Origin of the sequence: Burkholderia sp. SRS-25, from assembly GCF_004343765.1 — a bacterium.
GTDB classification, from domain to species: Bacteria; Pseudomonadota; Gammaproteobacteria; order Burkholderiales; family Burkholderiaceae; genus Burkholderia; species Burkholderia contaminans.
The window spans coordinates 106,448-118,286 of sequence record NZ_PTXM01000008.1 but is presented as its reverse complement, the minus strand read 5'-3'; the positions used below and the strand labels follow the sequence as shown (position 1 = coordinate 118,286).

Sequence of the window (11,839 nt, the reverse complement as noted above, 5' to 3'; positions counted from 1 at the left end):
AGCCGCCTGATTTGATGCAGCTAAATATTGGGGATGCATGTTGTTCAAACCTCATCGCTTTGTACCTAAGACAGTTGCAGCGGCCGCGCTCGCCGCGCACGGCCTCGCGGCCCATGCAGCGGCACCGTTCGTGGTGCAAGACATCAAGATCGAGGGGCTGCAGCGCGTCGAAGCGGGTTCGGTGTTCGCCTACCTGCCGATCAAGCAGGGCGATACCTTCACGGACGACAAGGCATCCGAAGCAATCCGCGCGCTGTATGCGACGGGCTTCTTCAACGACGTACGCATTGCCACGCAGGGCAACGTCGTGATCGTGCAGGTGCAGGAGCGTCCGGCCATCGCGTCGATCGACTTCACCGGCACGAAGGAATTCGACAAGGACAACCTGACGAAGGCGCTGCGCGCAGTCGGCCTCGCCGACGGCCGCTACTACGACAAGGCGCTTGTCGACAAGGCGGAGCAGGAGCTCAAGCGCCAGTACCTCACGCGCGGCTTCTACGCGGCCGAGGTCAAGACGACGGTCACGCCGGTCGACGCGAACCGCGTGTCGATCCTGTTCGCGGTGGCCGAAGGCCCGAGCGCGAAGATCCGCCAGATCAACTTCATCGGCAACAAGGCATTCAGCACCAGCACGCTGCGCGACGAAATGCAGCTGTCGACGCCGAACTGGTTCTCCTGGTACACGAAGAACGACCTGTACTCGAAGGAAAAGCTCACGGGCGACCTCGAGGCGGTGCGCTCGTACTACCTGAACCGCGGCTATCTCGAGTTCAACATCGACTCGACCCAGGTGTCGATCTCGCCCGACAAGAAGGACATGTACCTGACGGTCACGCTGCACGAAGGCGAGCCGTACACGGTGTCGGGCATCAAGCTGTCGGGCAACCTGCTCGATCGCGAAGCCGAACTCAACAAGCTGGTCAAGATCAAGCCGGGCGACCGCTTCTCGGCCGAAAAGCTGCAACAGACCACCAAGTCGATCGTCGACAAGCTCGGTGAGTACGGCTACGCATTCGCGACCGTCAACGCGCAGCCGGACATCGACCAGGCGAACCACAAGGTGAACCTGAACCTCGTCGTCGATCCGAGCCGCCGCGTGTACGTGCGCCGCATCAACGTCGTCGGCAACACGCGCACGCGCGACGAAGTGGTGCGCCGCGAAATGCGCCAGCTCGAAAGCTCGTGGTTCGATTCGAACCGCCTCGCGCTGTCGAAGGATCGCGTGAACCGTCTCGGCTACTTCACCAACGTCGACGTGACGACGGTGCCGGTCGAAGGCACGAACGACCAGGTCGACGTGAACGTGAAGGTCGACGAAAAGCCGACCGGCGCGATCACGTTGGGCGCCGGCTTCTCGTCGACGGACAAGGTCGTGCTGTCGGCCGGCGTGTCGCAGGACAACGTGTTCGGTTCGGGTACCAGCCTGTCGGTGAACGTCAACACCGCGAAGAGCTACCGTACGCTGACCGTCACGCAGGTCGACCCGTACTTCACGGTCGACGGCATCAAGCGGATCACTGACGTCTACTATCGCACGTACCAGCCGCTCTACTATTCGACAAGCTCGAGCTTCCGGATCATCAGCGCGGGCGGCAACCTGAAGTTCGGCATCCCGTTCTCGGAAGTCGACACCGTCTACTTCGGTGCGGGCTTCGAGCAGAACCGTCTCGACGTCGATTCGAACACGCCGCAGAGCTACCAGGATTACGTGAACCAGTTCGGCCGCGTGTCGAACACGGTGCCGCTGACGGTCGCGTGGTCGCGCGACGCGCGTGACAGCGCGCTGATTCCGAGCCGCGGCTACTTCACGCAGGCGAACATGGAGTACGGCGTGCCGGTCGGCAAGATCCAGTACTACAAGGCCGACCTGCAGGCCCAGTACTACTATTCGTTCTCGCGCGGCTTCATCCTGGGCCTGAACCTGCAAGGCGGCTACGGTAACGGTATCGGCAACCCGTACCCGATCTTCAAGAACTACTACGCGGGCGGTATCGGCTCCGTGCGTGGCTACGAGCCGAGCTCGCTGGGCCCGCGCGACACGAAGACGAATGACCCGATCGGCGGTTCGAAGATGGTCGTCGGCAACATCGAACTGACGTTCCCGCTGCCGGGCACGGGCTACGACCGCACGCTGCGCGTGTTCACGTTCCTCGACGGCGGTAACGTGTGGGGCAACGCGCCGGGCGGCACGAGTACGGGCGCCAACGGCCTGCGTTACGGCTATGGTGTGGGTCTTGCGTGGATCTCGCCGATCGGCCCGCTGAAGCTGAGCCTCGGCTTCCCGCTGCAGAAGCACGAAGGCGACCAGTACCAGAAATTCCAGTTCCAGATCGGAACGGCGTTCTGAGCGAACGCATGACAACAGCAACGAGAGGGTAATTTTGCTAACCGGTAAGTTTTCGAAACGAGTGATGTGCGCGCTGACCGTTGCGCTGGCCTTGGGCGCGGCAACGGCGCACGCACAGGACGTCGCCCGCATCGCGGCGGTCAATTCGGATCGGATCCTGCGCGAGTCGGTGCCCGCGAAGGCGGCGCAGACGAAGCTCGAAGCCGAGTTTGCGAAGCGCGACAAGGATCTGCAGGATCTGGCGGCGCGCCTGAAGTCGATGTCCGATTCGCTGGACAAGAACGGCGCGTCGCTGTCGGCGGCCGACCGCGCGCAGAAGCAGCGTGATCTCGCCCAGCTCGATACCGACTTCCAGCGCAAGCAGCGCGAGTTCCGCGAAGACCTGAACCAGCGCCGCAACGAGGAGCTGGCGGCCGTGCTCGAGCGGGCGAACAAGGTCATTAAGCAGATCGCCGAGCAGCAGAATTACGACCTGATCGTGCAGGAAGCCGTGTACGTCAGCCCGCGCATCGACATCACCGACAAGGTGCTCAAGGCGCTCGCGTCCGGCTCGGCGAACTGAACGGAGCAGACGACGAATGGCATTGACGCTTGAGGCACTCGTAAAGCGGTTCGGCGGCGAGATCGCCGGCGACGCACAGTGCACGGTCGGCGGCCTCGCGCCGCTCGACCAGGCAGGCCCGCAGCAACTCGCGTTCCTCGCGAACCCGAAGTACCTGTCGCAGGTCGAGACGACCCGCGCCGGCGCGGTGCTGATCGCGCCGAAGGATCTGGAAAAGCTGGGCGCGGCCGCCACCGGTCGCAACTTCATCGTGACGCCGAATCCGTACGCGTACTTCGCGCGTGTCGCGCAGATGTTCATCGATCTCGCCACGCCGCCGCGCGCGGCCGGCGTGCATCCGAGCGCGACGATCGATCCGGCTGCGAAGGTCGCCGCGAGCGCGGTGATCGGCCCGCACGTGACGGTCGAGGCCGGCGCGGTGATCGAAGACGGTGTGCAGCTCGACGCGAACGTGTTCATCGGCCGCGGCACGACGATCGGCGCGGGTTCGCACCTGTATCCGAACGCGTCGGTGTACCACGGCTGCAAGGTCGGCCCGCGCGCGATCATTCATGCGGGCGCCGTGATCGGCTCCGACGGCTTCGGCTTCGCGCCGGATTTCGTCGGCGACGGCGACGCGCGCACCGGCAGCTGGGTCAAGATCCCGCAGGTCGGCGGCGTCACGATCGGCCCGGACGTCGAGATCGGCGCGAACACGACGATCGACCGCGGCGCGATGGCGGATACCGTCATCGAGGAATGCGTGAAGATCGACAACCAGGTGCAGATCGGCCACAACTGCCGGATCGGCGCCTACACGGTGATCGCCGGCAGCGCCGGGATCGCGGGCAGCACGACGATCGGCCGCCACTGCATGATCGGCGGCGCGGCCGGGATCGCCGGCCACGTGACGCTCGGCGACTATGTCATCATCACCGCGAAATCGGGCGTATCGAAGTCGCTGCCGAAGGCCGGTATCTATACCAGCGCGTTCCCGGCCGTCGACCACGGCGAGTGGAACAAGAGCGCCGCGCTCGTGCGCAACCTCGACAAGCTGCGCGAGCGCATCAAGGCGCTCGAAGCCGCGCTCGCCGCCCAGGGCGGCACGGACGCCTGAGCGCATCATGCGAGACCTCGAACCGGGTACGGCCAGCGCAACCGGCCCGGTTTGCCAGACTGGGCCGCACGACGGCCCGCTTCAGCCTTTGCATCACCACCGCGCAGCCTCTGCGTGAGACGAACCATCATGAGCACTGAAAAAATCAATCTCGACATCCACAAGATCCTCACGCTGCTGCCGCATCGCTACCCGATTCTGCTCGTCGATCGCGTGCTCGAACTCGAACCGCACAAGGGCATCAAAGCGCTGAAGAACGTGTCGATCAACGAGCCGTACTTCCAGGGGCATTTCCCGAAGCGGCCGGTGATGCCGGGCGTGCTGATCCTCGAGGCGCTCGCGCAGGCCGCGGCGCTGCTGACCTTCTCGGAAGAGCAGCCGAAGGATCCGGAGAACACGCTGTACTACTTCGTCGGGATCGACGGCGCGCGCTTCAAGCGTCCGGTCGAGCCGGGCGACCAACTGATTCTGAACGTGACGTTCGAACGCTACATCCGCGGTATCTGGAAGTTCAAGGCGGTGGCGGAAGTGGACGGCAAGGTGGCGGCGGAAGCCGAACTGATGTGCACGGTCAAGACGACCGACGTGGCGCCCTGAGCGACGCGGCACGGACAGGCAACGCAACGCGACACATCACATCGAGAGGCAACGGCGCATGACCAGGATTCATCCCACCGCGATTGTCGAACCGGGCGCGCAGATCGACGAATCGGTCGAGATCGGCCCGTACGCGATCGTCGGTCCGCACGTCACGATCGGCGCGCGTACGACGATCGGCTCGCACAGCGTGATCGAAGGCCATACGACGCTCGGCGAGGACAACCGCATCGGCCATTACGCGTCGGTCGGTGGTCGTCCGCAGGACATGAAGTACAAGGACGAGCCGACGAAGCTCGTGATCGGCAGCCGCAACACGATCCGCGAATTCACGACGATCCACACGGGCACCGTGCAGGACGGCGGCGTGACGACGCTCGGTGACGACAACTGGATCATGGCCTATGTGCACATCGGTCACGACTGCACCGTCGGCAGCCACGTGATTCTGTCGAGCAACGCCCAGATGGCCGGCCACGTCGAGATCGGCGACTGGGCGATCGTCGGCGGGATGTCGGGCGTCCACCAGTTCGTGCGCATCGGCGCGCACTCGATGCTGGGCGGCGCATCGGCGCTCGTACAGGACATTCCGCCGTTCGTGATCGCGGCTGGCAACAAGGCCGAACCGCACGGGATCAACGTCGAAGGGCTGCGCCGGCGCGGTTTCTCGCCCGACGCGATCTCCGCGCTGCGCAGCGCATACCGCCTGCTGTACAAGAACGGCCTGTCGCTCGAGGAAGCGAAAGTGCAGTTGCGCGAGCTGGCGGCGGCGGGCGGCGAGGGCGACGCACCCGTGAAGGCGCTCGTCGATTTCATCGACGCGTCGCAACGCGGCATCATCCGCTAAGCGATGCCGCTTCCGACCACTCAGCTCCGGCTCGCGATGGTGGCCGGCGAACCGTCGGGCGACCTGCTCGGCGCGTCGCTGCTCGGCGGGCTGCGCGAGCGGCTGCCCGAATCGGCCCAGTACTACGGGATCGGCGGGCCGCGAATGATCGCGCAGGGCTTCGACTCGCACTGGCAGATGGACAAGCTGACCGTGCGCGGCTATGTCGAGGCGCTGGGCCAGATTCCCGAAATCCTGCGGATTCGCGGCGAGCTGAAGCGCCAGTTGCTCGCCGAGCGGCCGGACGCGTTCATCGGCGTCGATGCGCCCGATTTCAACTTCAACGTCGAACAGGCGGCGCGCGACGCGGGCATCCCGTCGATCCACTTCGTGTGCCCGTCCATCTGGGCATGGCGCGGCGGCCGGATCAAGAAGATCGCGAAGTCCGTCGATCACATGCTGTGCCTGTTCCCGTTCGAACCGGCGATTCTCGACAAGGCAGGCGTTGCGTCGACCTACGTCGGCCATCCGCTCGCCGACGAGATTCCGCTCGAGCCTGACACGCACGGCGCGCGCATCGCGCTCGGATTGCCGGCCGACGGCCCGGTGATTGCCGTGTTGCCGGGCAGCCGGCGCTCGGAAATCGCACTGATCGGCCCGACGTTCTTCGCGGCAATGGCGCTGATGCAGCAGCGCGAGCCCGGCGTACGGTTCGTGATGCCGGCGGCCACGCCCGCGCTGCGCGCGCTGCTGCAGCCGCTCGTCGATGCCCATCCTCAGCTCGCGCTGACGATCACCGACGGCCGCTCGCAGGTCGCGATGACGGCTGCCGACGCGATCCTCGTGAAGAGCGGCACGGTCACGCTGGAAGCCGCGCTGCTGAAGAAGCCGATGGTGATCTCGTACAAGGTGCCCTGGCTGACCGGGCAGATCATGCGGCGGCAGGGTTACCTGCCGTACGTCGGCTTGCCGAACATCCTGGCGGGGCGTTTCGTCGTGCCCGAGCTGCTGCAGCATTTCGCGACGCCCGAGGCGCTCGCCGATGCGACGCTCACGCAGCTGCGCGACGACGCGAACCGCCGCACGCTGACCGAAGTATTCACCGAAATGCATCTTTCGCTGCGGCAGAACACGGCCGCGAAGGCGGCCGAAGCGGTCGTGCGCGTGCTCGAACAACGCAAGGGGCGCGCATGACCGCAGTACGTGCACCACGCCGTCGCGCGTCGAGCGACGTGCAGGGCGGCTTCGATTTCAGCCGTCCCGACGAGATCGTCTGCGGCGTCGACGAAGCGGGCCGCGGCCCGCTCGCGGGGCCGGTGGTGGCCGCCGCGGTGATTCTCGATCCGTTGCAGCCGATCGACGGGCTCGACGATTCGAAGGCGCTGTCCGCGAAGAAGCGCGATGCGCTGTACGAGCTGATCGTCGCGCGCTCGCTGTCGTATTGCGTTGCATCGGCGAGCGTCGACGAGATCGACACGCTGAACATCCTGCACGCGACGATGCTCGCGATGAAGCGCGCGGTCGAGGGCCTGTCGGTCCTGCCGACGCTTGCGCAGATCGACGGCAACCGCTGCCCGACGCTGACGGTGCGCGCCGAGGCGATCGTCAGCGGCGATGCGCTCGTGCCGAGCATCTCGGCCGCGTCCATTCTCGCGAAGGTCACCCGCGACCGCATGCTCGTCGACCTGCACGAGCGTTTCCCCGTGTACGGCTTCAACGTGCATGCGGGCTACGGCACCGTGAAACACCTTGCCGCCCTGCGCGAGCACGGCCCGTGCGAAGCCCATCGGCGCTCGTTCGCGCCGGTTCGCGCGGCACTCGACCTGATTCGATGAAAAGCATTACTTCCCGCGACAACCCGCTGTACAAGCGCCTGAAGGCGCTCGCGGGTTCGACGTCCCATCAGCGCCGCGGCGGCCAGGCGCTGCTCGAAGGATTCCATCTCGCGAGCGCGTACCTCGACACGGGCGCGACGCCCGAGCTGTGCGTCACGACCGAAGGCGCACTCGGCCACGCCGAGGCGCAGGCGATCGTCGCGCGCATCGAGGCGCAACGGATCGTCACGCTGCCCGATGCGTTGTTCGGGCAGTTGTCGAACGTCGTCAACGGCGTCGGCTTCCTGCTGCTCGTCGACCGGCCTGCACAGCCGCTGCCCGAGCGCGTGACGCAGTCGTCGGTCGTGCTCGACGGCGTGCAGGACGCCGGCAACGTCGGCTCGATCCTGCGCAGCGCGGCGGCCGCCGGCGTGCGCCACGTGTTTTGTGCGCCGGGTACCGCGTACGCATGGTCGTCGAAGGTGCTGCGCTCGGGCATGGGCGCGCATTTCCTGCTGTCGATCCATGAGGATGTCGAAGCCGGGGCGCTCGCCGCGCGTCTCGACGTACCGGTCGCGCTGACCGATTCGCACGGCGCGCAGGCGGTCTACGACTGTGACCTGTCGGGGCCCGTTGCATGGGTGTTCGGCAACGAGGGTGCCGGGGTATCGGCGTTCTGGCGCGACGCGGCCACGCATCGCGTGACGATCCCGCAGCCGGGCGGGATGGAGTCGCTGAACGTCGCGGCTGCGGCCGCGGTCTGCCTGTTCGAGCAGGTGCGCCAGCAGCGACGCGGGTGACGCCACATCCGTGCTTGCTTCGCACCATTGAAAAAGGCCGCGTTCGACGCGGCCTTGTTGTTTCCGGCGGCGGCCAGGCGGCCGCGAGCGCACCAGCGCTCAGGCTCAATACGACTGCCGGTCGAGGCGGATTTCCTGCAGGATCGTCGTCGCGATTTCCTCGATCGACTTGTGCGTCGACGACAGCCACTTGATCCCCTCGCGGCGCATCATCGCTTCGGCTTCGTTGATCTCGTAGCGGCAGTTCTCGGGCGCCGCGTACTTGCTGCCCGGCCGGCGCTCGTTGCGGATCTCGGACAGGCGCTGCGGGTCGATCGACAGCCCGAACAGCTTCTCGCTGTACGGCGACAGCGCTGACGGCAGCTTGCCGCGCTCGAAATCCTCCGGAATCAGCGGATAGTTCGCCGCCTTCACGCCGTACTGCATCGCGAGATACAGGCTCGTCGGCGTCTTGCCGCTGCGCGACACGCCGACGAGGATCACGTCGGCTTCCGACAGGTTGCGGTTCGACTGGCCGTCATCGTGCGCGAGCGAGAAGTTGATCGCCTCGATCCGGGTCTTGTATTCCTCGGTGTCCGCGTTCTGGTGGCCGCGGCCCATCGCGTGGCTCGACTTGAGCTCCAGTTCCTGCTCGAGCGGCTCGACGAAGCGCTGGAACATGTCGAGCACGAGCGCGTTCGAGCGCTTGACGATGTCGTTCGACTCGCTGTCGACGAGCGTCGTGAACACGATCGCGCGGCGGCCGTCGTGCACGGCGGCCTCGTTGATCTTCTCGACGGTCGCATAGGCCTTGTCGAGCGAATCGACGAACGGCACGCGCACGAGGCGGAATTTCTGGTCGAACTGGGAGAGGATCGAATGCGCGAAGGTTTCGGCAGTGATCCCGGTGCCGTCGGAGACGATGAATACGGTAGGCAGCATGAATCTGGGCGTCGAACGTGAAGGGCGGTTGCGCGGGCGGCTGGAGGTTCGCCTCCAGACGCAGTGACAAGGTCGCGCCACATCCGGCAGCCGGCACGGTAGAATAGCGGCAACCTGTTGGATAAGCAATTGCGGGGGCAGGGCGCGAACGGCGCCCCGGGGTTCGCCGCTCGATTCCAAAATTCCCGGCAAGTTTGGCGATTTGTCTGAAAATATCGCCCTTCTGCCGGGATTTTTGCAAATCGGGTCGGAAGATAATCCGCCGCGGCGATTGTTTCTCCAACAGGTTGCGCAAGACGCGCCGCGCCTTTTTGCAAGCGCCCGCGTCCAAGCCCACTTGCGCAATCGAGCATTTTTTTCACACTTAGGGGCTTGTATGACTAACGCAGCAAACGTCGCAAAGGACCAGGCGTATGTAATTCCGTTCGAGCAGTTGCGGATGACCGATGTGGAGATCGTCGGCGGCAAGAATGCGTCGCTGGGCGAAATGATCAGCCAGCTTTCCGAAGCAGGCGTTCGCGTACCCACCGGTTTCGCCACGACCGCGCTCGCGTTCCGCGATTTCCTCAAGCACAACGACCTTACCGACCGCATCGCCAAGCGTCTCGAGTCGCTCGACATCGACGACGTGAAGGCGCTCGCCGAAGCCGGCGCCGAAATCCGCAAGTGGATCGTCGATGCGCCGATGCAGGCACGTCTCGAGCAGGAAATCCGTGAGCAGTTCGATATCCTGAAGAACAGCTCGCCGGGCGAGCTGTCGTTCGCCGTGCGTTCGTCCGCTACCGCGGAAGACCTGCCCGACGCATCGTTCGCCGGCCAGCAGGAGTCGTACCTGAACGTCGTCGGCATCGAGGACGTGCTCGACCGCATGAAGCACGTGTTCGCGTCGCTGTACAACGACCGCGCGATCTCGTACCGCGTGCACAAGGGCTTCACGCACGCGGAAGTCGCCCTGTCGGCCGGCGTGCAGCGCATGGTCCGCTCGGACGTCGGCGCGGCCGGCGTGATGTTCACGATCGACACCGAATCGGGCTTCAAGGACGCCGTGTTCATCACGTCGAGCTACGGCCTGGGCGAAACCGTCGTGCAGGGCGCAGTGAACCCGGACGAGTTCTACGTGTTCAAGACGACGCTCGCACAGGACAAGTACCCGATCATCCGCCGCTCGATCGGCTCGAAGCTGATCAAGATGGAATTCACGCAGCCGGGCGAGCCGGGCCGCGTGAAGACGGTCGACGTGCCGCACGAGCAGCGCAACCGCTACTCGATCACCGACGAGGACGTGATCGAGCTGGCGAAGTACGCGGTCATCATCGAGAAGCACTACCAGCGTCCGATGGACATCGAGTGGGGCAAGGACGGCCGCGACGGCAAGATCTTCATCCTGCAGGCACGCCCGGAAACCGTGAAGAGCCAGGCGAGCGGCAAGGCCGAGCAGCGCTTCAAGCTGAAGGGCCAGTCGCAGGTGCTGGCAACGGGCCGTGCGATCGGCCAGAAGATCGGTGCGGGCCCCGTGCGCGTGATCCAGGATCCGTCGGAAATGGAACGCGTGCAGCCGGGCGACGTGCTGGTGGCCGACATGACCGACCCGAACTGGGAGCCGGTGATGAAGCGTGCAGCCGCGATCGTCACGAACCGTGGCGGCCGGACCTGCCACGCGGCGATTATCGCGCGTGAACTCGGCGTGCCGGCAGTCGTCGGCTGCGGCGACGCGACCGACATCCTGAAGGACGGCGCGCTCGTCACCGTGTCGTGCGCGGAAGGCGACGAAGGCAAGATCTATGACGGCCTGCTCGAGACGGAAGTCACGGAAGTGCAGCGCGGCGAACTGCCGGAAATCCCGGTCAAGATCATGATGAACGTCGGCAACCCGCAGCTCGCGTTCGACTTCTCGCAACTGCCGAACGGCGGCGTGGGTCTCGCGCGTCTCGAGTTCATCATCAACAACAACATCGGCGTTCACCCGAAGGCGATCCTCGAGTACCCGAACATCGACCAGGACCTGAAGAAGGCCGTCGAGAGCGTCGCGCGCGGTCATGCATCGCCGCGTCAGTTCTACGTCGACAAGCTGACGGAAGGTGTCGCGACGATCGCGGCGGCGTTCTATCCGAAGCCCGTGATCGTGCGTCTGTCCGACTTCAAGTCGAACGAGTACAAGAAGCTGATCGGCGGTTCGCGTTACGAGCCGGACGAGGAAAACCCGATGCTGGGCTTCCGCGGCGCGTCGCGTTACATCGCTGAAGACTTCGCGCAGGCGTTCGAGATGGAGTGCCGTGCACTGAAGCGCGTGCGCGACGAGATGGGCCTGACCAACGTCGAGATCATGGTGCCGTTCGTGCGTACCGTGAAGCAGGCGGAGCGTGTCGTCGGCCTGCTCGAGAAGTTCGGCCTGAAGCGCGGCGAAAACGGCCTGCGCCTCGTGATGATGTGCGAAGTCCCGACCAACGCGATCCTCGCCGAAGATTTCCTGCAGTTCTTCGACGGTTTCTCGATCGGCTCGAACGACCTCACGCAGCTCACGCTCGGCCTCGACCGCGATTCGGGCATGGAACTGCTGGCTGTCGACTTCGACGAACGCGACCCGGCCGTCAAGTTCCTGCTGAAGCGCGCGATCGATACCTGCCGCAAGATGGGCAAGTACGTCGGCATCTGCGGCCAGGGCCCGTCCGATCATCCGGACTTCGCGCAATGGCTGACGGACGAAGGCATCGTGTCGATCTCGCTGAACCCCGACACGATCATCGATACGTGGCAGGCGCTCGCCAACCGGAAGTAACGGTCGGTAACTTGCCATCGACGAAGGAGCGGCGGTGCTGCTCCTTCAATGAAGGCAAATTGCAAGGTTCATGCTATAAACACCCCGGTAGATACCGGGG

The 11,839-nt window shown here is 65.1% G+C and carries 10 protein-coding genes; 9 read left to right on the top strand and 1 reads right to left on the bottom strand.

The window, feature by feature from the left end; translation table 11 throughout:
* Positions 1-37: 37 nt before the first annotated feature.
* The 8 genes from bamA (at position 38) to C5O79_RS12455 (ending at position 8,042) form a co-directional block, all read left to right on the top strand.
* Positions 38-2,347 (top strand): outer membrane protein assembly factor BamA, encoded by a 2,310-nt coding sequence (gene bamA, locus C5O79_RS12490; RefSeq protein WP_047850718.1) that lies wholly within the window; start codon positions 38-40, stop codon positions 2,345-2,347.
* A 64-nt stretch (positions 2,348-2,411) separates the two neighbouring features.
* A complete protein-coding gene (locus C5O79_RS12485) occupies positions 2,412-2,909 on the top strand; it encodes an OmpH family outer membrane protein (protein WP_039342730.1) in 498 nt (165 codons plus the stop codon).
* Positions 2,910-2,925: 16 nt separating this feature from the next.
* Positions 2,926-4,005, top strand: coding sequence for a UDP-3-O-(3-hydroxymyristoyl)glucosamine N-acyltransferase (gene lpxD / locus C5O79_RS12480; protein WP_046545978.1), 1,080 nt, complete (start codon positions 2,926-2,928; stop codon positions 4,003-4,005).
* A 129-nt stretch (positions 4,006-4,134) separates the two neighbouring features.
* Positions 4,135-4,602, top strand: a complete 468-nt coding sequence (fabZ, locus tag C5O79_RS12475) for a 3-hydroxyacyl-ACP dehydratase FabZ (protein ID WP_011352450.1) — start codon at positions 4,135-4,137, stop codon at positions 4,600-4,602.
* Between the two features lie 58 nt (positions 4,603-4,660).
* Entirely contained in the window at positions 4,661-5,449 is a 789-nt protein-coding gene (gene lpxA / locus C5O79_RS12470) for an acyl-ACP--UDP-N-acetylglucosamine O-acyltransferase (protein WP_046545977.1), read from the top strand.
* A gap of 3 nt (positions 5,450-5,452) precedes the next feature.
* Complete coding sequence (lpxB, locus tag C5O79_RS12465; RefSeq protein WP_046545976.1) at positions 5,453-6,622, top strand: lipid-A-disaccharide synthase; 1,170 nt, start codon at positions 5,453-5,455, stop codon at positions 6,620-6,622.
* On the top strand, positions 6,619-7,263 hold the full coding sequence (gene rnhB / locus C5O79_RS12460; protein ID WP_046545975.1) for a ribonuclease HII: 645 nt from the start codon (positions 6,619-6,621) through the stop codon (positions 7,261-7,263). The genes lpxB and rnhB overlap by 4 nt, the downstream gene beginning before the upstream one ends.
* A complete protein-coding gene (locus C5O79_RS12455) occupies positions 7,260-8,042 on the top strand; it encodes an RNA methyltransferase (RefSeq protein WP_122474134.1) in 783 nt (260 codons plus the stop codon). The genes rnhB and C5O79_RS12455 overlap by 4 nt, the downstream gene beginning before the upstream one ends.
* Positions 8,043-8,147: 105 nt before the next feature.
* On the opposite strand, the gene C5O79_RS12450 is transcribed toward C5O79_RS12455, so the two are convergent.
* Complete coding sequence (locus tag C5O79_RS12450) at positions 8,148-8,963, bottom strand: pyruvate, water dikinase regulatory protein (RefSeq protein WP_006483812.1); 816 nt, start codon at positions 8,961-8,963, stop codon at positions 8,148-8,150.
* A 376-nt stretch (positions 8,964-9,339) separates the two neighbouring features.
* Here C5O79_RS12450 and ppsA point away from each other — a divergent pair, with 376 nt between their 5' ends.
* Positions 9,340-11,739: a phosphoenolpyruvate synthase gene (gene ppsA / locus C5O79_RS12440; protein ID WP_047850720.1), complete on the top strand. Its 2,400-nt coding sequence runs from the start codon at positions 9,340-9,342 to the stop codon at positions 11,737-11,739.
* The last annotated feature ends 100 nt before the right edge of the window (positions 11,740-11,839 follow it).

Excerpts from the sequence above, each read along its gene's own strand:
- C5O79_RS12485 (WP_039342730.1), top strand. The coding sequence starts at position 2,412 with ATGTGCGCGCTGACCGTTGCGCTGGCCTTGGGCGCGGCAACGGCGCAC.
- C5O79_RS12450 (WP_006483812.1), bottom strand. The coding sequence starts at position 8,963 with ATGCTGCCTACCGTATTCATCGTCTCCGACGGCACCGGGATCACTGCC.
- fabZ (WP_011352450.1), top strand. The coding sequence starts at position 4,135 with ATGAGCACTGAAAAAATCAATCTCGACATCCACAAGATCCTCACGCTG.
- lpxA (WP_046545977.1), top strand. The coding sequence starts at position 4,661 with ATGACCAGGATTCATCCCACCGCGATTGTCGAACCGGGCGCGCAGATC.
- lpxB (WP_046545976.1), top strand. The coding sequence starts at position 5,453 with ATGCCGCTTCCGACCACTCAGCTCCGGCTCGCGATGGTGGCCGGCGAA.
- lpxD (WP_046545978.1), top strand. The coding sequence starts at position 2,926 with ATGGCATTGACGCTTGAGGCACTCGTAAAGCGGTTCGGCGGCGAGATC.
- ppsA (WP_047850720.1), top strand. The coding sequence starts at position 9,340 with ATGACTAACGCAGCAAACGTCGCAAAGGACCAGGCGTATGTAATTCCG.
- rnhB (WP_046545975.1), top strand. The coding sequence starts at position 6,619 with ATGACCGCAGTACGTGCACCACGCCGTCGCGCGTCGAGCGACGTGCAG.
- bamA (WP_047850718.1), top strand. The coding sequence starts at position 38 with ATGTTGTTCAAACCTCATCGCTTTGTACCTAAGACAGTTGCAGCGGCC.
- C5O79_RS12455 (WP_122474134.1), top strand. The coding sequence starts at position 7,260 with ATGAAAAGCATTACTTCCCGCGACAACCCGCTGTACAAGCGCCTGAAG.